The organism is Bradyrhizobium sp. JR4.3 (assembly GCF_040547695.1).
In the GTDB taxonomy this organism is placed as follows: Bacteria; Pseudomonadota; Alphaproteobacteria; order Rhizobiales; family Xanthobacteraceae; genus Bradyrhizobium; species Bradyrhizobium canariense.
Map to the genome: position 1 here is coordinate 572,209 of NZ_JBEPQF010000001.1, position 21,686 is coordinate 593,894.

The window sequence follows — 21,686 nt, forward strand, 5'->3', positions numbered from 1 at the left end:
CTTTCCCGTAGCCCGGATTGCGCTGCGCTTGATCCGGGCTACGAGTGCGTAGCCTTGGACATCTCTTGCAGAAGAACCATCGCGTCGTCCGCCCTGTCAGCCGGCACAAATAGATGATCGTGGTGAAACGCCGAAACGGCGTTCACGCTGATGCCGGCTGCGGCGAGGCGTGCCGTGATTGCCGCCAGGAAGCCCACCACATCGAGTGCGGAGTGAACCGTCAGGGTGATCAGGCACGATGCGAATGCGTACCGCAGTCCCGCCGCTTCGGCCTGTTCGCGTGGGATCACGAGCGTCGTTCCTTCCTGCTCGCGGAACGTCAGCAAAGGGCTGAGCGCTGCGGGAATCGACTGGCCTGTCGGGATCGTGCAGAACACGAAAATGCCTGGCCGCATCTCCGGCTTCACGTGTCTCAGCAGCGCGTCGAGGTCGCGTTCGCCTGTCATCACTCCTGCGCCTTTTCCGGCCCCTCATACGCGATGCCGCGGATCACTGCGGCGCTGCCGAATTTCTTGCGCAAGCTGTCCACCGCGCGCTCGGCGTGGGCGGCGCGGCGGTCGAGCATGTCGGTGTCGTCGGCGACTGAACCCTCGCGCAACGCGCTGACGCCGGCGCCCATCAGACGGAAGGCGGTGCCGTCGATCTCTTTCGCCAGCATCTCGCGGCAGATCGAAAAGATCTTCGCGGCAAGCTGCGTCGGGGCCGTGATCGACTGCGAGCGGGTCCGCTGGCGGAAATCCGCGGTCTTCAGCTTCAGCGTGACGGTCAGGCCGGCGAGCTCGCTGCTCTTGAGGCGAGACGACGTCTTCTCGCAGAGGCGCCACAGGATCTTCTCCAGCGTCGCGAAATCGCGGATGTCGGTCTCGAACGTCGTCTCGCTCGAAATCGTCTTGGCGCCCCGATCGGGCTCGACGCGGCGGTCGTCGATGCCGCGCGCGAGCCGCCACAGCCTGCGGCCGTCGCTCGGAAACTGCCGCATCATCTCGATCTCGTCGGCCTTCTGCAGGTCGGCGATGATGCGGAAGCCGCGTTGCACCAGACGCTCCTGCGTCGCGGGTCCAACGCCGAAGATGAAACCGACGGGCTTCTCCGCAAGCATCAAGCGCGCTTCCTCCTGGTCGAGCGCGGCAAACCCGCGCGGCTTGTCGAGGTCGGAGGCGATCTTGGCCAGGAACTTGTTGCAGGAGAGGCCGACCGAGACGCTGATGCCGATGTCGCGCTCGATGTTGCGTGCGAACCGCGCCAGCACCTTGGCGGGGATCATGCCGTGCACCCGCTCGGTGCCGGAGAGATCGAGGAACGCCTCGTCGATCGAGAGCGGCTCGACCAGCGGCGTCAGGGCCTGCATGGCCTGGCGCACCTCGCGCCCGACCCGGACATATTTCGCCATGTCCGGCGGGATCACGGCGGCATGCGGGCAGGCTTCCAACGCCTTGTACATCGGCATGGCCGAGCGCACGCCGTAGGTGCGCGCGATATAGCAGGCGGCCGACACCACGCCGCGCTTGCCCCCGCCGATGATGACGGGTCTGTCGGCGATGTCGGGGTTGTCGCGCTTCTCGACGGTCGCGTAGAAGGCGTCGCAGTCGATATGGGCGATGGTCAGGCTTGCGAGTGCGCGGTGGCGGGCGAGGCGGGGGGAACCGCAGGCGGAACAACGCCGAACGCCGATATCCAGATCGGCCGAACAATCCCGGCAGAAGCAGCGGGGCCCGGCCGTCTCCAGGGAGGTCACGGCACGTCGCGCTCCCAATTGCGGTCGCCGAGCGCGTCGCCGAGAACCTGCCGCGCTGCGGCAACGTTGGTCGGATGCAGTTCCGCAGCGCTGGCAAAGGCCTTCACGGTGGCGTCATCCCGCATCACGAAATCGAGCACGCTGAGCAGGAAATTGGGGTCCGAGGCGGCATTGCGCAGCGTCTCCGGGCCGACCCCTGTCTCGGCCAGGAACAGGCCCAGCCGCTCGGGTTCGCCCGCGACGAAAGACAGCGCCTGAAGCGCAACGATTTCAGCGACTTCGCGCGGGTTGTGAACAGGCTTTTTCACGTGGCCGGTTTGCCTTTCCGTTAACTTTCGGTGTCTACTTTGGGGTCACCATGCCCGAGTCTCGTTCCTGAGTCTTGTGACCCCCGACAAGCAACTGAAAACCACATCGCAGAAAGTCGGCCCTCGGGTTTAACTAAACTCAAGCGAATTCGAGGCTAGTTTGAATCCAGTTTTCGAAGCGCCGGCGACCGGCGCCTGAGGCGTCACATGCATCGGTCTGCGGACCAATCAGGAGGGCGGGATGGCTAAGACCGTCCTGATCGTGGAAGACAACGAGCTCAACATGAAGCTCTTCCGCGACCTGTTGGAGGCGCACGGCTACCAGACCACCGGTACCAGCAACGGCTACGAGGCGCTCGACCTCGTTCGCAAGATGCGGCCCGACCTCGTGCTGATGGATATCCAATTGCCGCAGGTCTCGGGCCTGGAGGTGACGCGCTGGATCAAGGACGATCCGGAGCTGCGCAGCATTCCCGTCGTCGCCGTCACGGCGTTCGCGATGAAGGGCGACGAAGAGCGCATCCGCGAGGGCGGCTGCGAAGCCTATTTGTCCAAGCCGATCTCGGTCGGCAAATTCATTGAGACGGTCCGACGTTTCATCGGATAGGAAGTGAGTTCACAGTGTCCGCGCGTATTCTCGTCGTCGATGACGTCCCTGCCAACGTCAAGCTGCTCGAAGCTCGCCTATCCGCCGAATATTTCGACGTCATGACCGCCGCGAACGGCACCGAGGCGCTGGCGATCTGCGCCCGCGCCGAATGCGACATCATCCTGCTCGACGTCATGATGCCGGACATGGACGGTTTCGAGGTCTGCCGCCGCCTCAAGACCGATCCGGCCACGCACCACATTCCCGTCGTGATGGTCACCGCGCTCGACAGCCCGGCCGACCGCAACCGCGGGCTGGAAGCCGGCGCCGACGATTTCCTGACAAAACCCGTCTCCGATGTCGTGCTGATCGCGCGCGTCCGTTCGCTGACCCGGCTGAAGATGATGACCGACGAGCTGCGCATGCGCGCCATCACTTCGCTCGAGATCGGCATGCAGGCGCCCGAGCGCAGTGCAATCTCCGACACCGGCAAGGGCGGCCGCATCCTGCTGGTCGACGATCGCCAGTCCTCCTATGAGCGGCTGGCGACGATCCTCGCCGCCGAGCACACCATCGACGTCGAGCCGAACCCGACGGAAGCGCTGTTCCACGCCGCCGAGGGCAATTACGATCTGCTGATCGTCTCGCTCGACCTCAACAATTTCGACGGCCTTCGGCTGTGCAGCCAGGCGCGCTCGCTGGAGCGCACGCGGCATGTGCCGATCCTGGCGATCGCCGACCCCGAGAACGCCACGCGGCTGCTGCGTGGGCTCGAGATCGGGGTCAACGACTATCTGCTGCGTCCGATCGACAAGATCGAGCTGCTGGCGCGTGCCCGCACCCAGATCCGCCGCCGCCGTTACACCGACCATCTGCGCGACAACGTGCAGAACTCGATCGAGATGGCGATCACCGATGCGCTCACCGGGCTGCACAATCGCCGCTACATGGAGAGCCATCTCGCGACGCTGGCCGAACAGGCCGCGACCCGCGGCAAGCCGCTGGCGCTGATGATCCTGGACATCGACTACTTCAAGTCGATCAACGACAATTACGGCCACGATGCAGGCGACGACGTGCTGCGCGAATTCGCCGTGCGGGTGCGCAAGTCGATCCGCGGCATCGACCTTGCCTGTCGCTACGGCGGCGAGGAATTCGTCATCGTGATGCCGGAGACCGATCTCCACGTCGCCGGCATGGTCGCCGAGCGCCTGCGCCGCTCGATCGCCGGCGAGCCCTTTGCGATCCACAAGGGCACCAAGCGCATCGAGGTCACGATCTCGATCGGCCTGACCACGCTGGAGCAGAAGGGCGAGGCGGTTGGCGACGTCCTCAAGCGCGCCGACACTGCGCTGTACCGCGCCAAGCACGACGGCCGCAATCGCGTGGTGTCGCACGCGGCGTGAGGCCGCTCGCACAGGCCGGCGCAAAAAAAAACGCGAAAACAACCCCATGCACAGTAGCCGACGCTAGTCGGATCAATGGCTTACGTCGGCCGCAAAACGGCTGATGCTGGACCGCAATGCCGTTTGACTCGTCGGGCAAAACAGGAGCATGCTGCTAGCATTCCGAAAATCCCACGAACTCTGCTGTCGTTCCCCGCGCAGGCGGGGAATCCAGTACGCCGCGGCGTCTCGGCTCAAGCGATGGAATCCATGTGGACCGAAAGTCCGGGTTACTTCTGATCGACGTTGCTGGTCCCCGAACCTGGCGTACCGATCGGCAAGCCGTTCGCCGCATGACCGACGCCAACGCCCGGCGCACTGACGGCTCCTGGAGTTTGATCTTGCGGAAGCGTCTTGATCCCCGTCCTTGCTTGCTCAGCGGGGCTCATCTGGTCCCTGTTATCGCTGTTGGCACCATTGGTCGCCGTGATGCCGGACCCGTCGCTCCCGTTTGGCGTGCCGGTCTGTGTCGATCCGGTCGCGGTGCTGCCCGCGCCCGAGCTGCCCGGTGCGGCCGGTGTGCTCGCGGTGTTGCCGTTCGGCGTCGGGGGCTGAACGTTCGGGTTGGTTGGAGAGTTATTGGTGTGAGCGCCGGTTGAGGTTGCGTTTGTGCCCATGCCGGATGGGGCCGAGGGACCTCCATTGGCGGCGCCAGACGTGCCAGTGCCTGCACCTGAGCTCGCGGATGATCCGGACGCGCCGCCGCTCGCGGCCGCGCCACCCGCGCCACCACCACCTCCGCCGCCTTGTGCGAGGACCGGTGCGGCAACAGCGAAGGACAGTGCGGCTGTAAGAAGAAGCGATTTTCGATTCATGACCTTCTCCGGTGTAAAGAAGGTCAACTACGCCGAAATGGCGATTGTTCCTTTCAGTTCGGTCATTCAGGTGACCGCTCCCGGATTTCCGAGAGAGGCTGTTTCATATGGCGCGTCAGGCAGCCTTTTCCTTGAGTTCGAAGTCCATGGTCCAAGTCGATTTTCCCGGCCGCGTGCGGAATATCCATATCGTCACGCTCGAACCGGGCGGGATGACGATGCTGTCCCCTTAGTGCATCGTGAACTGCCGGATGTTGCTTTCGGTCGGCCCAGATCGAATGAGAATAAACATCCTTGTCGCTGGTCTTTGTGCAGCTCAGAACTCCTCCGTTCATAACGGCGCGGGTGGCGGTCTGGCTGACGGACGAGTCCATGTGGATGGTAGTCATCGTGGCAATCTCCAAAAGAATGAAAAAAAAGCCAGATGCTCCCTTGGGTTGTCGTGACGTGTCAAGCATGCCGCAAAACGCTCGCACCACTCCTCTTGTGCTGCATCCACTCCCTTCAGGGCAGCTAGTTAGAGCAGCCCGTGCCGTTCTCTTGAACCGGCGGACAGGGAACGGTGCCGAAGGAACAGAACACGCAGCAGTCGCCGGGGAGCGGCTTCAGACGCTCGCCGCAGCGTTTGCAGTCATAAAAGAACTGGCAAGCGTCGGTCGGCATGACCTCGGCAGCAGCGTGACCGCACTTGGGACACGTGATCGTGGAGTTCAGGATCATTTACCAGGCGCGTGGCAGACACCGAGCAAGGATTGCCGGCGAGCCTTCTTCTGATCGGTCACCAGTTTTATCTTCTCTCTCAAAACGAGGATTTCGGAATATTCCTTTTGGATCTCTCGGGGGCTGCGAAGTGCTTCAAGCTGCTGGGCGGTCAGTTTTAATATCGCGGCAATATGCGTACTCTGGATGTGGTGCATAGGATCAAATCCCTTCGTCGGGTCAGCGCTTGGAGAGGCTTTAGGGGGAAGCCCACCATCCGTCGGGGAATGGCTCCAGCAAAGTCTGATCGACTTGGTTGTCGTTGTCAGGGTGGCTGATAGCTCCTGCATTCCAGCTTGGTGGCGCGAGGCGACGGCGGCGGACAGACAGGGCGCCTGGTTTACGACTTCGAAGGCGGCGCGAAGCAGGATGTGTCAAGCGTAATGGAGGCACAGCGTGGGCGCTTCGCTCTGCTTCTTCGACCAGACCTCGAAGATATTCCAATTCTGAGAGCTGAGAAGTGAGTTCGCTAAGTTGTTGGGCATAAAGGATTGCGCGAGAGCTTCGCATGGATGTTCTCCCCAGCACAAAAAGAATTATCGGGAAAAAATGGCAATCTACCATAGGTAAACATCGGATTTCAATACGTCAGGCTCACTGCTTCAGGATCGCGGCTTCGGCCAGCGCGTCCATGACGCGATGAAGAAGATGCGGCCAGGCGGGAGGCAATTGAGACAGCAAAAGGAACCCCAGCTTCAGGGCGGTGAAGCTGGGGCTGTTGAGCTGCCTTGGCGAAGCAGCTGCCCCCTTGGGGAGGGCCACGGGAAAACTTGGCAATCGGTAAGTCGTTCCTAGCCGAACAAAAATGAACCCCAGCTCCGGGGGCAATGGGAAGAGCTGGGGCCCGACTGGACTGCATTACCGATATAGGAATGGGCGTCGGAAAAATTGGTGACCGGCGAGCCGTTTCAACTGCGGTGCTGCCGAAAAATGTTTAGCGGCCTCTGTCGTCCTTGCCGTTGGGGCTGCCATCGCCGCCGCCGTTACCCCAGCCATTGTTGCCGTGGTGGTGATGGACCGCGCTCGCACCCGATTTAGCAATTGCATCGGACGTGAGGGAGGTGGAGAGCAGCAGCGTTATAGTTGGAGGTGTCACGGCTGCGAACTTTCCGCAGGTCTTTAGAAATTCGCGGCGGTCGTCCTGGTCAGGCATGGGTTCTCTCCGGGGCTGGCGGAAAGATTAAATACGTTAAATCAAATTAAATCAATTTAACTATGTTAATAGGCTCGGTCACGAAGTGCGGCCATAAGTTGCGGCACCAGCTGTTCGCTCTTCGCTACTCCCTCAGGGATACCGGCGCGCTCCCTTCAAGAGATCGAAATGAAGCTTGGCCAACGGGTTGGCCGCTGGAGTGCGTGCTGGCCTGCCCGGCCTTCTTGCGGCGGGCGGATCGGGTTCTGATCTCGTAGCTACTTCAGGGATGCCGGGCCGGCCGTTTGCCTCGCTTCACCGCAGTCTCATCTCCCACATCCACCCCCGCATTTCGCAATAACACCGTCGCCGCCTCCTTCGCGGCACGCGCCATTGCGGGGTCGTCGCGGACGAGGTCCTGCGCGATGGAGCCGTCGACCAGCAGCACGAGCTGCGTTGCAAGCGCCTCCGCGTTCGTCACGCCGAGCTCGTTGAGGCGGTCGCGAAACCAGACGCGGCGGCTTTCCTTGAAGGCGATTGCGATCTTCTTCACGGTGCGGTCCGCCGGGCCAAGCTCGGCGACCGCATTCACGAACGGGCAGCCGCGAAAGTCCTTTGCGGCGAAACGGCGCTCCAGCGAATCGAAGGTGGCGAGGATCTGCTCGGCCGGGGGCTTGTCCGAGGGGCGGGGCTGCACGAAGCGGCGCTCCAGATAGGCCGCGATCAGCGCGTCCTTGGAGGGGAAGTGGTTGTAGAGCGTGCGCTTGGAGATGCCGATCTCGGCCGCGATGGTGTCGACGCCGATGGCGCGAATGCCTTGCAGATAGAACAGCTTGTCGGCGGTCTCGAGGATCCGCTCTTTCATCGTCTGTGGGGCGGGCGGGGGAGCCATGCGGCGGTGAATGTCCTGTTCGCTTGACAGCGCACGCTATCCATAGCCTAAGTACACAGGTCTGTGTAACCAAAATCAACTGATATTGCAGACGACGGCGCTCGCGCCGCGCCGATGAGGGAGACGAAAATGCCCCTGTTGCAGGTCCTGCGCCCGACATTGCCCATCCTGATCGGCGCCTCGATCATGCTGACGCTGAGCATGGGGCTGCGGCAGAGCCTCGGCATCTTCATGCAGCCGCTGACCCACGACATCCATCTGTCGATCTCCGACTTCACGCTGGCGCTGGCGGTGCAGAACCTCGCCTGGGGCTTTCTCCAGCCGCTCGCCGGCGCGATGACCACGCGCTACGGCTTCCGTCCCATCATGATCGCAGGCTCGTTCATGTACATCGCGGGCCTGGTGCTGATGGCAACCGCGAACGGTCTCGTCGCCATCATGATCGGCGCCGGCGTGCTGATCGGCACCTCGCTCGCCTGCACCGCGGCGGCGATCGCGATGTCGGTGGCGGCTCGCGCGGTGCCCGCGACGGTGCGTTCCACCGTGCTCGGCATCGTCTCCGGCGCGGGCTCGCTCGGCGCGCTGCTGTCGGCGCCAATCGGGCAGATGCTCAACGAGGGATTCGGGTGGCGCGTCGGGCTCGCCGGCTTCGTGGTGATGTCGGTGCTGATGATCCCCGCGGCCTGGTATGCCGGGCGTGTCGACGCGGTCCCGCTGCCCAAGCCCGCGACTGACGAGATCGTCGATGCCACGGCCATGATCGCGGCGAAGACCGCTTTCGGCAACGCGTCCTTCGTGGTGATGACCTGCGCCTATCTCGTCTGCGGCATGCAGCTCGTGTTCCTCACCACGCACCTGCCGTCCTATCTCGCGATCTGCGGCCTCGATCCGATGCTGAGCGCGCAGACGCTGGGCATGATCGGCGGCTTCAACGTGCTTGGCTCGCTGTTCTTCGGCTGGGCCGGCCAGCGCTGGAACAAGCTCGCACTGCTCGGCGGCATCTACGTCTTCCGCTCGCTCGCGCTCGCCTGGTACTTTACGCTGCCGGCGACGCCTGCCTCGACCTTGCTGTTCGGCGCGATCATGGGCTTCCTGTGGATGGGTGTCGGCCCGCTGGTGGCGGGCGCGGTCGCCGAGATGTTCGGCTTGCGCTGGCAGGCGATGATCCAGGGCCTCGCCTTCATGAGCCACCAGATCGGCAGCTTTCTCGGCGCGTATGGGGGAGGGGTGATCTACGATGCGCTCGGCTCGTATACGATGGCCTGGCGCATCGGCGTCGCGCTGGGGCTGGCCGGCGGCATCATCCAGGTGGCGTTCGCGCTGATCCGGCCGTCACAGCCGCCGGCGCCGGTGTTGCGGACGGCGTAGGGGGGCGTGTCCTCGTGAGCGTCCGCTTGGGAGTTTCTAGCGGACGCCGCGCGTCTTGGTCGTGATCGGCCGCTTGTGACCCTGAGCGGACAGTGGGTATCGCCTACGTGCCGCTCCCGAAATGGGCTGCTGCAGCACCGACGCAGAGAGCAAAGATGGTCCACAAAATGATTGCAGCCATTCCGTAGTTAATCTGGGTTCTCGCGCGAGTGACCGTCGTCTTCAGGTCATAAGGAAGCCCATTAGCAATATCGTCCTGTCCCCAAAATTGCTTCGCGTACCAAGGGCTTTGCAACACGGTGTAGAACCATGGAAAGTTCGCGCCGTCGAAGCGGGCTCCGATCAACTTGTATGTCGAATAGGCCGTTCGCATGCTCAGCAGCCCGGATAGAGTTCCGACTATCGGAATAGAAATGAACGACGCTTTTGAGATTTCTGCCCACACGCCTTGCCTCACGATCATCAAACGATGAACTATGTCGCCCTCAATTGTCATCGTAGCAGGCAACACTCAATACGTCAGCTTCTGGCCCTCAGCGGACCAATCGGCAGCGTTGGCGCCAAGGCTGCTTTTGACCCAAAGCGGGCGACCAACATTACCGCTCGCGGCTCGCACGCCAGCTGGCCGCTCTTGCTTTTAGTCGCAGTGATCTGCGAACAGGCTCTGAACGCGGCTCTACTTCGGGATCGTGCCCATCTACGGTCTCTCGCTCATTGTGCGGTCGGTTTGACGCGATGATCATCCCGACGATTGCACCAATTCCGAAACCGCCGAGACCGACAAATACACTTAGTGCCAAAGCAATGAAGACGTACAAGTCGCCGTGCTTTTCAAGTAGATAGGCAAGGAACATTAGACCCGGGATGTTAGCCAAGGCAGCCAATCCCCAGCCCCACGCGATACGACGCGGGGAGAAGTACGCAAAACACAAAACAGCGACAACAAAGCCTGCGGCATTACAGAGTAGAATTGTAGCAATCATTGCGACTCTCTACCGGATCAGATCCTTCGCGTGTCTAAACGGATCGAGATAGCACGCTTTAGTAGAAACAGACGGAAGTCTTAACCTGACGTAAATTCGCGTGTCGACAGCTTCGACAGTCGGCTTGTGGCCCATCGTTGACCTAGAGCGATACGGCTTCAACATCGTCTTCTGAGCGCATAGCGGACGCGACAGCTTCAGGGGCCGCCGAGCCCACCCCTCGCGCCCCGGACGCAGCGCAGCGCTTCTTCAGCGGTGCGCTGCGTCCGGGGCCCACGTCTCTGCAGCGTGTTGTGTTGCTTTCCGGGTCCCCGCTCTGCGCAGCGGCGTTTCACGCTGCAGCGCGTCCGGGAGACGACAGGGAACGTGCGGGGCGCAGTCGCAGCCCCCGGGCCAATGCCGGGCGCCTCGACGCCGGCTGCCTTTCCGGAAGCTTTCCGCAATGCGAAAGAGTCTGCATCAGCGCGCCTCTGACGATCGGTTCGATCTTCGCGCAAATGAACCAGCAGACCAGAACAAGCATGCCCAGCGCGATCCAGACGGCCGAGGTGGCATCGAGGCCTGCATCGACCAGGGCACGGATGAGCGCCGTGCCAATGACGTTGTGCGTGAGATAGAGCGGATAGGTGATCAGTCCGAGCGTTCTCAAATAGGCCGGTGCCTTGGGGGACGCGATGCCCGCAGAGCGCCTGTGCCGGTTCGCGGCGATTGCAATGAGAAGCACCGCGGCTGCCCAAACCATAATCGGCACGAGAGCCGATTGATCCGAGATGGCGGGGATGGACGTCAAGAAGAACGAGGCAAAAAAGTAGATCTCCGCGGCGCCCGAAAGACACGCGACGGCAATTGCGACCTGTTCGAGCGCAGTCAATTCTCTGTTCGCGGAAATGAACAGCCAGATCCCCAGCGCAAAGAAGCATCCATGCGTCAGCAGGAATGCCGCGCACGGCACGCGAAACATCAAAATGACGAGATAGGGCAAGTCGGACGGCGTCGTGCATGACAGCACGAGCAGCGCGACGGCATTGAATATTGCGCTGTAGATGGTGAGACCCCAGGCCAGGTGCCGCAGGGTGATCTTCTTCGTGAGCATCGCGCAGAACACGAGGCCATAAAATGCCGTCTCGGCTGCCAGCGTCCAATAGACCTCGTCAAGCCACTGACCTGTGACTCCCTTGGGAACCATCAGCATGGCGTGGATGTAGGGCAGAATGAATTCGGAGGCCGGTCCGCTCCCGAAGAGAAGCAGAACGAGGAAGGTCGCGGTGGCGCAAACCCAGACCGCCGGATAGATCCTGAGGGCGCGACCAAGAAGAAACTCGCCCGGCGACGATGTGCTCGCGGAATTCGCGATGACGAAACCGGAAATGACAAAGAAGATTTCAACGCCGACCCAGCCGAACCATGTGAAGGGCGCGGCGGACGGGTAGAGGACATCCGCTGCGACGCTGCGCTCGAAACCCGGGACGCCAATCGACACCCAGGCCCAGGACCAGAACATCTGGTGAAACATGGCGACGCCAAGGGCAGCGGCGAAGCGCAACGGATCCAGCAACGGCAAATGGCTCTTCACGGGAATGGACCAAGGTCATGCAACGATCCCGCTGGAGATATTGAAACTGGTCACGGCGCTCTGCGAGGTGGGTCACACTTGCTTTGCTCCGGGCCAATGCATCAATTCCGCTCATTGATCGAAATCGGTCAGTCTTGCTCGATCTCGCAATACGATTTGTCGCTGCGACTGCCCGATGAAGCTGAGAATGTCACGGTCCCTGAGTTGCGACAGGGCACGCGAGACCGTCTCCAGCGTCAGGCCCAGATAGTCGGCGATATCGCGACGGTTCATGGGAAGGCTCATGACTCCGGCCGCAGTCAAGCGGACGTCCATTTCGATCAAGAAAGCGGCGACTTTCTCGATTGCCGTTTTCCTCCCGAGCAACAGCATGTGAGTTTCGGCATGTTGAAGGCTGCCCGTGACGAGTCTGAGCACATTGTTCGTCGCGGTCGCGCCGCCGCACTCTTGCTCGACGACGTTCTGGCGATCGGTCAGACGGACAATCGTTTCGACAATCGCCTCGGCGGTAAATCTATGAACTGCACCGTTCTCGACGCCGAAGATGTCACCCGGCAGATGAAAGGCCATGATCTGCCTGCGACCGTCAGCCAATAATTTATAGCTTCGAACCGCTCCGCTCTTGACCTGGTAAAGATATTGGATCGGCTCCGCCTCTCCGAAGATCTCGGTGCCACGCCGATACTTGAATTCACTGCAAAACACGGCGTGACCGGCGAGCGCATTCAATTCGCTCGAGCTTGGCCGTTGAGGCGGAATTTGTTGCTTCCTTACGAGCATTCGTGGCCCCCCGCGTTGCCTGGAACCCGACCGAGGCTATGGGAAAAACCGGCAAGCAAAGTTGAGGGGGATCAATTTTGATGTGATGAGCGCAGCGTTACGGGCGCGAGGCGAAAGGAAAAGCCGCCGGCGCTTGGCGGCACTGGCGGCTCATTGGGGAAGTAGCAGTGTTCGCTACCCAGGCGGTATGGACTAACGCGTGCGTCCTGATCGCTTGAGATCGGCGACCTTAAACCTGTTGCCGGCGGCCAGGCTGCTGCACAACCAGTGTGCCTTGTTTCGGTTGTCGCCCAGGAACGTCCTGGTTTCGACGCAATCCAGGTAGGATTTGTGGGTGATGGTGTCTCGGCAGGTTGGCGAGAAAGGTCCGTAGTCGATGTTGCCGCCCGACAGGCTGCATCCCACCCAGGGATCCTTGCCGCTTGGGAAGCTTGATGCACAGCCTCCGTTGCAGCTGCTGGCGACTTTCTCCAGGCTGGCAATCCTCCCCATCACAGAACCTGGCGCGTACGAAGGCGTTCGCGCGGTTGACGTTGGAGCTGTTGACGCAGTCCGACGCGGCGCAATTGTGTTTGCTCCCCGCTCCGACACGTGCGGCCTTGCCACCTGTTTCGCCGCGTCGACCGTGACGGGAGGGAGTGTGGCGGCGGAGCCGGTTGGGATTTGCGACGCTGCCGGCGCGCACAGCAAGGCAGTTGACAAGACGGCGACGGCTGAAGGCACGACAAGGCTTGATGACAATCTCATGACCATCTCCTTCCAAATCCGGACGGAAATGCCGTTCCGGTAAGTGCACGGTAACATGCATTGGGGGGCGGGCAACCGGGGGTTGTTAAAATATCTGCTGATGACTCACCGCGCCGAGTTCAGCTCTCGTGCCCGGACGCAGCGCAGCGCTTCTTCAGCGGTGCGCTGCAGAGCCGGGGCCCATGTCTCCGCGGCGTGCCGTGTTGCATTCTGGGTCCCGTCTCTGCGCAGCAGCGTTGCACGCTGCAGCGCGTCCGGGACACGAGAGAGGAGGGTACAAAATGAAACGGGGCCCGAAAGGGCCCCGCAAAAGTCTTCAGCGTTCCGCGATCTTGCTTGATGATCTTACTTGATCTTGGCTTCGCGGAATTCGACGTGCTTGCGCGCGACGGGATCGTACTTCTTCTTGACCAGCTTGTCGGTCATGGTGCGCGAATTCTTCTTGGCGACGTAGTAGAAGCCGGTGTCGGCCGAGGACACGAGCTTGACCTTGATGGTGACCGCTTTGGCCATGTTCAGAACCTCAGGAATGAAGGGAATCTGGAGCCGGCCAAATGGCCCGCGTTGGCCGGCAACCTAGCCAGAAACGGCTTGATGTCAAGATTTTAGGGCTCGAAAAGCACTCAAATCGGGCCAATCAGGCCTCGAAGAACCGGTTTTTAGGCCGCGGCAGGCCCAGATTCTCCCTCAAAGTGGGCCCTTCATACTCTTTGCGGAAAATCCCGCGCCGCTGCAGCTCCGGCACGACCTTGTCGACGAAATCGTCGAGGCCGGCGGGCAGGAACGGGAACATGATGTTGAAGCCGTCGGAGCCGCGTCCGACCAGCCATTCCTCCATCTGGTCGGCGATGGTTTTGGCGGTGCCGACGAAGGATAGCCCGCCATAGCCGCCGACGCGTTGGGCGAGCTGGCGCACGGTGAGCTTGTCGCGGGCGGCGAGATCGACCATGCGCTGGCGGCCGCTCTTGCTGGCATTGGTCTCGGGGATTTCGGGAAGCGGTCCATCGGGATCGAAGCCGGAGGCATCGGTGCCGAGGATGACCGAGAGCGAGGCGATGGCGCTGTCGTAATGCACGCGGCTGTCGAGCAGCGCGCGCTTCTCCTTGGCCTCGTCGACGCTGTCGCCGACCACGACGAAGGCGCCGGGCAGGATCTTGAGGTGTTCGGGATCGCGGCCGACCTTCTCCATGCGGCCCTTGATGTCGGCATAGAGTTTCTGGCTGTCGGCAAGACTGCCGCCGCCGGTGAAGACGGCTTCCGCGGTCTCGGCGGCGAGCTGCCTGCCGTCGTCGGAGGCGCCGGCCTGCACGATTACCGGCCAGCCCTGGACGGGGCGGGCGATGTTGAGGGGACCGCGCACTTTCAGATATTTGCCGTGATGGTCGAGCACATGCATCTTGGCGGGATCGACGAACACGCCGCTTTCGACATCGCGCACGAAGGCGTCATCGGCAAAGGAATCCCACAGGCCGGTGACGACGTCGTAGAACTCGCGGGCACGCTTGTAGCGCTCGGCGTGCTCCATGTGGTCGTCGAGGCCGAAATTCAGCGCCGCGTCCGGGTTCGAGGTGGTGACGATGTTCCAGCCCGCACGGCCGCCGCTGAGATGGTCGAGCGAGGCGAAGCGCCGTGCGACGTGATAGGGCTCGTCGAACGTGGTCGAGCCCGTCGCAATCAGGCCGATCCGTTCGGTGACGGCCGAGAGCGCCGACAACAGCGTGAATGGTTCGAACGAGGTGACCGTGTGGCTGCGCTTCAGCGCATTGACCGGCATGTTCAAGACGGCGAGGTGATCGGCCATGAAGAAGGCGTCGAACTTGCCGGCCTCGAGCTTCTGGATCAGCGTCTTGATGTGGCCGAAGTTGAAATTGGCGTCCGGCCAGGCCCCGGGATAGCGCCAGGCGCCGGTGTGGATGCTGATCGGGCGCATGAACGCGCCAAGCTTGAGTTGCCGTTGTGCCATCGCCCGGTGTCCGTTCTTGGTGTCGTTCCGGAAGACATAGGCATGCCCAGGAACTCCGCCATCGGGGGAGGCGGGAAGATTATTTTGTTTTTCGATGCGCGCTCAGCACATTCGCGTCATTCCGGGGCGCCGCGTAGCGGCGAACCCGGAATCCATCGAGCAGCAAGGACGGTGATGAATGGATTCCGGGTTCGCGCTTCGCGCGTCCCGGAATGACGGAGGAGAGACGTGGGCCCGCGCGGCCAGTCAGCTCAAAATATCCTTCTGCATCTTGCCGCCATAGAAATGGAAGAACGGCACCGGCGCGTCATGGCGGAGCGGGCCGGCGGCAAGGCGCGCGTCGAGCTCGTTGAGCACGTTGCGCGTCATGGGATGCAGATCGGCGAGCGGCTTCGAGCCGAGCTCGACCCAGACCAATTCGACAAGCTCGGCATCGGCATGGATCACGCCGTCGACGCGATGGGCGATCGCGGAGGCGTCCGCCGTGAAGAAGCGCGTGTCGAACCGCTTGACGCGGCCGGGCGGGGTGATCGCGCGCGCGATCAGGAACAGGCTGGAGGGATCGGGCAGCAGGCCCGCATCCGCGAACGGCTTCCAGGGGCCTTCCAGTTTCGCTTTGCCTTCGGCCTTGCGCCCGAGGCAGAGGCCGGTCTCCTCGCAGGCCTCGCGGATCGCGGCAATCGCCAGCGACTTCGCGCGCGAGGCCGGAGTCTTCGGACTGCCCTTGGCGAGATTGGCTTCCAGCTCGGCGGTTACAGGCGCCGCGCACGGCACGCGAAAATCGTCCTTGTCGACGCGGCCGCCGGGGAAGACGAATTTTCCGGGCATGAACACCACCTTGTCGTGGCGCTTGCCGACAAGGACTTTTGGAATGGCTCCGCTGCGGTCGACCAGGATCAGTGTCGCGGCATCCTTCGGGCGGAAATAGGGATAATGGTCGGCTTCCTTGCCCTCGTGGATCTTCGCCTTTTCTGCCTGCGCAATATCCGTCATGTCCTCACCCAAACCACTTTTGCTTATTTTGCTTACACCGGCGGAATACCATCCGTCGGGTTCTCGTCAAACCCATGCATGCGCAGAGCCCATTGCAATCCGACCACGGCTCCCTTCACCGGCTGCAGCAGTGCGAGCGAGGCGACAAAGGTGAAGGGCAGATAGGCCGCGAAGCTGATCCAGACCGGTGTGGTGTAATTGGTCTCGATCCAGAGGATGCTGGGCACCACGATGTGACCAACGATGACGATGACGAGATAGGCGGGCAGATCGTCGGCCCGATGCGGCGTGAAATCGAGGCCGCAGACCGCGCAATTATCCGCCGTCTTCAGGAAGGCGCGGAACAGCTTTCCCTCACCGCAGCGCGGGCAGCGGCCGCGAAAGCCGCGCCTTATCGCAGCAAAGACGTCGCGCTTCTCGACGAGGCCGGTCTCGCGGGTCCAGATCTTCGGGGCTGTGCTCACCATGCCTTACCCTTCTGACCCTTGCCCTTGCTTTGTCCTTTGGCTTTTTTCCCCTTGCCGGGCTTCTTCGGCTTGTCCGGCTTGCGCTTCTTGTCGGGACTGCGCCCCGGATGCGCCTTGAACGAGGGGCGGCGTTGCGGACCGGAGGACCTGCGGTGCCGCGGCGCGGTCTCACCCGTCGATGACAGCAGCTCGAAGCGCAGGGCGCCTGCGATGGGAGCTGCTTCGATCAGGCGGACGTCGACGACGTCACCGAGCTGATGCATGGTGCCGCTGCGGGTGCCGACGAGGGCGTGGCGGCCCTCGTCATAGTTGAAATATTCCGTGCCGAGGGATCGGATCGGGATCAGGCCGTCGGCGCCGGTCTCGGCGAGCTTGACGAACAGGCCGGCGCGCGTGACGCCGGAGACGCGGCCCTGGAAGCTCGAACCGATGCGGTCGGCGAGGTGATGGGCGATCAGGCGGTCGACGGTCTCGCGCTCCGCCTTCATCGCCCGCCGCTCGGTCACCGAGATGTGGGCTGCGACCTCGCCGAGAGTTTCCGGCGTCTCGGTGTCGGGCAGTGCGCCTTCGCCGAGACCGAGCGCGCGAACCAGCGCACGGTGCACGACGAGGTCGGCATAGCGGCGGATCGGCGAGGTGAAATGCGCATAGCGGCGCAAATTCAGGCCGAAATGACCGTAATTCTCCGAGGAGTATTCGGCCTGTGCCTGGGCGCGCAGCACGACCTCGCTGACCAGCGGAAAGTGGTCGTGGCCTTCGAGCTGCGCCAGCACGCGGTTGAACAGAGCGGGGCGCAACGCGCCTGATTTCGCGAAGGGAACGTCCAGCGTCTCCAGGAATTCCGCGAGCGCGTGGACCTTTTCCAGGGTCGGCTCGTCATGCACGCGGTAGATCAGCGGCAGCGACTTCTTCTCCAGCATTTCGGCTGCCGCGACATTGGCGAGGATCATGAACTCCTCGATCAATTTGTGCGCGTCGAGCCTGTCGGGCACGACGACGCGGTCGACCGTGCCGTCGCTCTTCAACAGGATCTTGCGCTCGGGCAGATCGAGATTGAGCGGATCGCGCTCGTCTCGCGCGCGCTTGACGCAGGCATAGGCGGCATAAAGCGGCCGCAGGATCGGATCGAGCAGGGGGCCGGTGGTGTCGTCCGGCCGGCCGTCGATCGCGGCCTGCGCCTGGGCGTAGCTCAGCTTGGCTGCGGAGTGCATCAGGATACGATGGAAGCTGTGCGAGCGCTTGCGCCCGTCGGGGGCGATGATCATCCGCACCGCGAGCGCGCCGCGCGGCTCGCCCGGCACCAGCGAGCACAGATTGTTGGAGATGCGCTCGGGCAGCATCGGCACGACGCGGTCGGGGAAATAGACCGAGTTGCCGCGGTCGAGCGCGTCGCGGTCGAGCGCGGTGCCCGGCCGTACGTAGAAGCTCACGTCGGCGATGGCGACATCGACGATGAAGCCGCCTCTGTTGTTGGGATCGGGATCCGGCTGCGCGTGCACCGCGTCGTCGTGATCCTTGGCATCCGGCGGATCGATGGTGACCAGCGGGACGTCGCGCCAGTCCTCGCGCCCCTTCAGATTGGCCGGCTCCGCCGCTTCGGCCTCGCGCTCCGCCGCGGGGCGGAATTGCAGCGGGATGTCGTGCGCGTAGATCGCGATCAGGCTGATCGCCTTCTCCGACTTAACCGAGCCGAGCTTCTCCTTGACGCGGCCCGACGCCAGCCCAAAGCCGCGCGAGCGGATGATGTCGACGCTGACGAGATCGCCGTCCTGCGCACCGTGCATCTCGGTCGCGGCGATGTTCAGTTCGCGGTCGGCGGACTTCTTGTCGACGGGGATGATTCGCCCGCCGCCTTCGGGCAGGCTGCGGAAGACGCCGAGGATGCGGCTCTTGGTCTTGTCGAAGACCTTGATGATGTGGCCGCGATAGGCCGGGCCATCGGTCTCATCCGAGCGCTCGACCCGCAGCAGCGCGCGATCGCCGACGCCGGCCGCGGTGCCGGGCTTGGGCCGGCGCGGCATCGTGATGAGGATCTTTGGCGGTTCGCCGCTTTCGACTTCGTCCCATTCAGTGGGGGAGGCGACCAGCTCGCCGTCGGCGTCTCGGCCGGTGATGTCGGCGACCAGCGTCGGCGGCAGGCTGTCCGGCTCTGAAATCGTATGGCGCTTTTTCTTGACGAGCCCGTCGTCGGCGAGCTCGCGCAGCATGCGCTTGAGCTCGATGCGGTCGGCGTTCTTCAGGCCGAACTCGCGCGCAATTTCGCGGGTTCCGACCTTTCCGGGATTTGCCTTGATGAAGGCGACGATGGCTGCCCTGTCGGGAAAGCCACGGTCATTCTTGCGTTTCACTTAACCTCTATTTGGTGCCGGCACTTTTCTTGGCCGGAGCTTTGGCGCCAGCTGCCTTGGTCGGCGACGTTTTGGCCGTCGACGACACGGCGGCGCGCGCCTTGCTGGTGGATTCGGATTTGGGTTTGGCCGCCTTCTTCGCGGCCGGCTTTTTGGTTGGCGCGGCGTCATCGCCGTCGGCGGCCTTCGCCGCAGCCTTCTTGGCCTTGGCGGGCTTGGCCGCCTTCTTCGGCTTCTTGCCGCCGCCCTTGGCCGCGCGCTCGTCGATCAGCGCGATCGCCTGCGGCAGCGTGATGGCATCTTTCTCGATGTCGCTCGGGATCGTGGCATTGACGCCGCCCGCCGTGACATAGGCGCCGTAGCGGCCGCCCTTCACCGTGACGGTGCCGAGGGTGGGATGATCGCCGATCGCCTTGCCGGGATCGGCGCCGAAGCGGCGGCTCGGGCCCTTGGCGATCTTCTCCGCGATCAGCGTCACCGCCCGGTTGATGCCGATGTCGAACACTTCGTCGCCGGCCTCGAGGCTGGCATAGGTCTTCTCGTGCTTCACGAACGGCCCGAAGCGGCCGAGGCCCGCGGTGATCGGTTCGCCGGTTTCCGGGTGCTTGCCGATCTCGCGTGGCAGCGACAGCAGCTTGAGCGCAAGGTCGAGCTCGACATCTCCAGGGGAAGTCCCCTTCGGAATGCCCGCGCGCTTCGGCTTCTCGCCCTCCGCATAATCCTTCTGCTCGCCGAGCTGAATGTAGGGCCCGAAACGGCCGGCCTTGACCCAGACATCGCGACCCGTATCAGGGTCCTGGCCGAGCGAACGATCGGCGCTGGCCTCGCCATCGGCGGCGAGCTGACGGGTGTAACGGCATTCCGGATAGTTCGAGCAGCCGACGAAGGCGCCGAACTTGCCGGCCTTGAGATTGAGCCGTCCGTTGCCGCAGCTCGGGCATTGCCTGATGTCGCCGCCATCGGTGCGCGCCGGATAGATGTGCTGGCCCAGCATCTCGTCGAGCACGTCGAGCACCTGGGCTACGCGCAGATCCTTGATCTCGTCGACCGCGCCGATGAAGCCGGTCCAGAAATCCTTCAGCACCTGCTGCCAGGAAATCTCGTTGTTGGAGACGCGGTCGAGCTGCTCTTCCAGATTGGCGGTGAAGTCGTATTCGACGTAGCGGGCAAAGAAGCTTTCGAGGAACGCGACCACGACGCGGCCCTTGTCCTCGCCGTGCAGGCGCTTCTTCTCGAGCTTGACGTAGCCGCGGTCCTTGAGCACCTGGAGGATCGAGGCATAGGTGGAGGGCCGGCCGATGCCGAGCTCTTCCATGCGCTTGACCAGCGAGGCCTCGGAGAAGCGCGGCGGCGGCTCGGTGAAGTGCTGGGTGACGGCGAGCGACTGCCGCTTCAGCGCGTCGTTGGGGCTCATCGCGGGCAGGCGGCGGGAGTCCTCGTCCTCCTCGTCGTCGCGGCCTTCCTGATAGAGTGCGAGGAAGCCGTCGAACTTGACGACCTGGCCGGTGGCGCGCAGGTCCAGCGTACGGCCGCCAACCTTCGCCGTGATGTCGACCGTGGTGCGTTCCAGCTCGGCCGATTCCATCTGGCTCGCGATGGTGCGCTTCCAGATCAGTTCATACAGCCTCGCCTGGTCGGACTCGAGCTTGCGGCTCATGCTGTCGGGACGGCGGGACATGTCGGTCGGCCGGATCGCTTCGTGGGCTTCCTGGGCGTTCTTGGCCTTGGCCTGGTACTGGCGCGGCGTGTCCGGCACATAGGCGTTGCCGTAATCCTCACCGATCACCTTGCGTGCCTGGGTGATCGCGGACGGATCGATCTGCACGCCGTCGGTACGCATATAAGTAATGAGTCCGGTGGTCTCGCCGCCGATGTCGATGCCTTCATAGAGCCGCTGCGCGATGCGCATGGTATGCGCCGGCGCAAACCCGTATTTGCGGCTGGCTTCCTGCTGCAGCGTCGAGGTGGTGAAGGGCGCCTGCGGATTGCGCCGCGCCGGCTTGGCATCGACAGAGGTCACGGCGTAGCTGGCGGCTTCCAGCGCCTTCTTGAAGTCTTCGGCTTCCGCGCCGGTGCCGATGTCGAGCCGCTGGATCTTCTTGCCGTCGGCGCCGACGAGACGTGCCTCGAAGGCGTCGCCGCGCGGCGTCAGCAGGGTCGCGATCAGCGACCAGTATTCGCGCGCAACGAACTTTTCGATCTCGAGCTCGCGGTCGCAGACCAGCCGCAGCGCCACCGACTGCACGCGGCCCGCCGAGCGGGCGCCCGGCAGCTTGCGCCACAGAACGGGGGAGAGGGTGAAGCCGACCAGATAGTCCAGCGCGCGGCGCGCCATATAGGCGTCGACCAGCGCACCGTCGATCTGGCGCGGATGCTTCATGGCGTCCGTGACCGCCTGCTTGGTGATGGCGTTGAACACCACGCGCTCGATCTTGTGGTCCTTGAGCGCGCGCTTCTCTTTCAGGACCTCCAGCACGTGCCAGGAGATGGCCTCGCCCTCGCGATCAGGGTCGGTGGCGAGAATCAGGCGATCGGCGTTCTTGAGGGACTTGGCAATGTCGTTGAGCCGGCCGGCCGCCTTGGGATCGATCTCCCAGATCATCTTGAAATTGGCGTCGGGATCGACGGAGCCGTTCTTCGCCGGCAAGTCCCGGACATGGCCGAACGAGGCCAGAACCTCGTAGGACGAGCCCAAATACTTGTTGATCGTCTTGGCTTTCGCCGGCGACTCCACAATGACGATATTCATGTAGTTCCAGTAACTTATGGGGAAAATTGGGGCCGAATTC

23 protein-coding genes are annotated in these 21,686 nt (G+C 63.0%); 4 read left to right on the top strand and 19 right to left on the bottom strand.

The features are described 5' to 3' along the window. Nucleotides 1-38 precede the first annotated feature (38 nt). The 3 genes from ABIB91_RS03010 to ABIB91_RS03020 are packed head-to-tail and all read right to left on the bottom strand — an operon-like array spanning nt 39 to nt 2,043. Nucleotides 39-446: an ACT domain-containing protein gene (locus tag ABIB91_RS03010; RefSeq protein ID WP_354128551.1), complete on the bottom strand. Its 408-nt coding sequence runs from the start codon at nt 444-446 to the stop codon at nt 39-41. Beyond that, the gene (locus ABIB91_RS03015) at nt 446-1,735 is read right to left on the bottom strand and encodes a DNA polymerase IV (protein WP_007603267.1); all 1,290 of its coding nucleotides are present in this window, start codon (nt 1,733-1,735) and stop codon (nt 446-448) included. Before ABIB91_RS03015 ends, ABIB91_RS03010 begins: the two co-directional genes overlap by 1 nt. Next, the gene (locus ABIB91_RS03020; RefSeq protein ID WP_247498652.1) at nt 1,732-2,043 is read right to left on the bottom strand and encodes a DUF3572 domain-containing protein; all 312 of its coding nucleotides are present in this window, start codon (nt 2,041-2,043) and stop codon (nt 1,732-1,734) included. The genes ABIB91_RS03015 and ABIB91_RS03020 overlap by 4 nt, the downstream gene beginning before the upstream one ends. Before the next feature lie 241 nt (nt 2,044-2,284). On the opposite strand from ABIB91_RS03020, the gene ABIB91_RS03025 reads away from it, so the two are divergent. The 3 genes from ABIB91_RS03025 to ABIB91_RS03035 all read left to right on the top strand — a co-directional run bounded on the left by ABIB91_RS03025 (nt 2,285) and on the right by ABIB91_RS03035 (nt 4,632). Then, nucleotides 2,285-2,650 (top strand): response regulator, encoded by a 366-nt coding sequence (locus ABIB91_RS03025; RefSeq protein ID WP_007603272.1) that lies wholly within the window; start codon nt 2,285-2,287, stop codon nt 2,648-2,650. Between the two features lie 14 nt (nt 2,651-2,664). Continuing rightward, nucleotides 2,665-4,038, top strand: coding sequence for a PleD family two-component system response regulator (locus ABIB91_RS03030; protein WP_007603275.1), 1,374 nt, complete (start codon nt 2,665-2,667; stop codon nt 4,036-4,038). A gap of 447 nt (nt 4,039-4,485) precedes the next feature. Continuing rightward, the gene (locus ABIB91_RS03035) at nt 4,486-4,632 is read left to right on the top strand and encodes a hypothetical protein (RefSeq protein WP_157158686.1); all 147 of its coding nucleotides are present in this window, start codon (nt 4,486-4,488) and stop codon (nt 4,630-4,632) included. Nucleotides 4,633-4,954: 322 nt separating this feature from the next. Here the strand turns inward: ABIB91_RS03035 and ABIB91_RS03040 are convergent, their stop codons facing one another. The 6 genes from ABIB91_RS03040 to ABIB91_RS03065 all read right to left on the bottom strand — a co-directional run bounded on the left by ABIB91_RS03040 (nt 4,955) and on the right by ABIB91_RS03065 (nt 7,675). Next, nucleotides 4,955-5,281 carry a hypothetical protein gene (locus ABIB91_RS03040; RefSeq protein WP_354158394.1) on the bottom strand — a complete coding sequence of 109 codons (327 nt, stop codon included), beginning with the start codon at nt 5,279-5,281 and terminating at the stop codon, nt 4,955-4,957. Nucleotides 5,282-5,405: 124 nt separating this feature from the next. Further along, entirely contained in the window at nt 5,406-5,612 is a 207-nt protein-coding gene (locus ABIB91_RS03045) for a GDCCVxC domain-containing (seleno)protein (protein WP_007603282.1), read from the bottom strand. Next, entirely contained in the window at nt 5,609-5,809 is a 201-nt protein-coding gene (locus ABIB91_RS03050) for a hypothetical protein (protein WP_354158391.1), read from the bottom strand. Before ABIB91_RS03050 ends, ABIB91_RS03045 begins: the two co-directional genes overlap by 4 nt. A 436-nt stretch (nt 5,810-6,245) precedes the next feature. Further along, a complete protein-coding gene (locus ABIB91_RS03055; protein ID WP_354158389.1) occupies nt 6,246-6,413 on the bottom strand; it encodes a hypothetical protein in 168 nt (55 codons plus the stop codon). 172 nt (nt 6,414-6,585) lie between these two features. Next, nucleotides 6,586-6,804, bottom strand: coding sequence for a hypothetical protein (locus tag ABIB91_RS03060; RefSeq protein ID WP_007603284.1), 219 nt, complete (start codon nt 6,802-6,804; stop codon nt 6,586-6,588). 262 nt (nt 6,805-7,066) lie between these two features. Beyond that, nucleotides 7,067-7,675 carry a TetR/AcrR family transcriptional regulator gene (locus ABIB91_RS03065; RefSeq protein WP_354158387.1) on the bottom strand — a complete coding sequence of 203 codons (609 nt, stop codon included), beginning with the start codon at nt 7,673-7,675 and terminating at the stop codon, nt 7,067-7,069. Nucleotides 7,676-7,804: 129 nt separating this feature from the next. Between ABIB91_RS03065 and ABIB91_RS03070 the strand changes: the two genes are divergently transcribed. Beyond that, nucleotides 7,805-9,043, top strand: a complete 1,239-nt coding sequence (locus ABIB91_RS03070; protein ID WP_354158385.1) for an MFS transporter — start codon at nt 7,805-7,807, stop codon at nt 9,041-9,043. Nucleotides 9,044-9,146: 103 nt separating this feature from the next. Here the strand turns inward: ABIB91_RS03070 and ABIB91_RS03075 are convergent, their stop codons facing one another. The 10 genes from ABIB91_RS03075 to topA all read right to left on the bottom strand — a co-directional run bounded on the left by ABIB91_RS03075 (nt 9,147) and on the right by topA (nt 21,646). Continuing rightward, nucleotides 9,147-9,488 (bottom strand): hypothetical protein, encoded by a 342-nt coding sequence (locus ABIB91_RS03075; RefSeq protein ID WP_354158383.1) that lies wholly within the window; start codon nt 9,486-9,488, stop codon nt 9,147-9,149. Nucleotides 9,489-9,639: 151 nt separating this feature from the next. Beyond that, on the bottom strand, nt 9,640-10,026 hold the full coding sequence (locus ABIB91_RS03080; protein WP_354158381.1) for a hypothetical protein: 387 nt from the start codon (nt 10,024-10,026) through the stop codon (nt 9,640-9,642). Between the two features lie 331 nt (nt 10,027-10,357). Next, nucleotides 10,358-11,599, bottom strand: a complete 1,242-nt coding sequence (locus ABIB91_RS03085) for an acyltransferase family protein (RefSeq protein ID WP_354158379.1) — start codon at nt 11,597-11,599, stop codon at nt 10,358-10,360. Between the two features lie 111 nt (nt 11,600-11,710). Continuing rightward, complete coding sequence (locus tag ABIB91_RS03090) at nt 11,711-12,379, bottom strand: helix-turn-helix domain-containing protein (protein WP_354158377.1); 669 nt, start codon at nt 12,377-12,379, stop codon at nt 11,711-11,713. Between the two features lie 1,092 nt (nt 12,380-13,471). Beyond that, nucleotides 13,472-13,639 (bottom strand): 50S ribosomal protein L33, encoded by a 168-nt coding sequence (gene rpmG / locus ABIB91_RS03095; RefSeq protein ID WP_007603295.1) that lies wholly within the window; start codon nt 13,637-13,639, stop codon nt 13,472-13,474. A 124-nt stretch (nt 13,640-13,763) separates the two neighbouring features. Beyond that, the gene (locus ABIB91_RS03100; RefSeq protein ID WP_354158374.1) at nt 13,764-15,089 is read right to left on the bottom strand and encodes an LLM class flavin-dependent oxidoreductase; all 1,326 of its coding nucleotides are present in this window, start codon (nt 15,087-15,089) and stop codon (nt 13,764-13,766) included. Between the two features lie 246 nt (nt 15,090-15,335). Further along, nucleotides 15,336-16,082 carry an NUDIX hydrolase gene (locus tag ABIB91_RS03105; protein WP_354158372.1) on the bottom strand — a complete coding sequence of 249 codons (747 nt, stop codon included), beginning with the start codon at nt 16,080-16,082 and terminating at the stop codon, nt 15,336-15,338. A gap of 32 nt (nt 16,083-16,114) precedes the next feature. Next, nucleotides 16,115-16,549, bottom strand: coding sequence for a DUF983 domain-containing protein (locus tag ABIB91_RS03110; protein ID WP_007603299.1), 435 nt, complete (start codon nt 16,547-16,549; stop codon nt 16,115-16,117). After that, nucleotides 16,543-18,897 (bottom strand): ribonuclease R, encoded by a 2,355-nt coding sequence (rnr, locus tag ABIB91_RS03115; RefSeq protein ID WP_354158370.1) that lies wholly within the window; start codon nt 18,895-18,897, stop codon nt 16,543-16,545. The genes ABIB91_RS03110 and rnr overlap by 7 nt, the downstream gene beginning before the upstream one ends. A 7-nt stretch (nt 18,898-18,904) precedes the next feature. Further along, nucleotides 18,905-21,646 (bottom strand): type I DNA topoisomerase, encoded by a 2,742-nt coding sequence (gene topA, locus ABIB91_RS03120; protein WP_354158368.1) that lies wholly within the window; start codon nt 21,644-21,646, stop codon nt 18,905-18,907. Nucleotides 21,647-21,686: the final 40 nt, after the last annotated feature.